Source organism: Chitinophaga qingshengii, from assembly GCF_014529935.1.
GTDB lineage: Bacteria > Bacteroidota > Bacteroidia > Chitinophagales > Chitinophagaceae > Chitinophaga > Chitinophaga qingshengii.
Window position 1 is genome coordinate 1 of the sequence record NZ_JACVFC010000024.1, and the last position, 334, is coordinate 334.

The following is a 334-nucleotide window of genomic DNA, read 5'->3' on the forward strand; positions in this document are numbered from 1 at the left end:
CCAGCGGTATCTGCCGATGGAAAACCTGCGGCAGGAAAACTACTGAACATCACATCAAACAAAGGAGCATGTGTGTCGTCACGGTCCAGCTTCAGCGCATCTACCAGCTGATCAAAAGGATAATCCTGGTATTGATACGCTTCCAGCAAGCCTTCCTGCATACGGCCGGACAGTTTGCTGAAACTTTCTTCCCCTGACAATACTGTACGGATCGCCACCGTATTTACAAAGAATCCGATCTGTTCTTCCAGCCCGGGGTATTCCCTGCCGGCTACCGGCACACCCACTATCACATCCTGCTGGTCCGTGTATTTATACAACAATACCTTAAATG

At 49.7% G+C, this 334-nt stretch carries 1 protein-coding gene; it reads right to left on the reverse strand.

Annotated features, from left to right (window positions below):
* Nucleotides 1-334 (reverse strand): condensation domain-containing protein (locus ICL07_RS32190; RefSeq protein ID WP_188092172.1); only part of this gene is annotated, 334 nt, incomplete at both ends.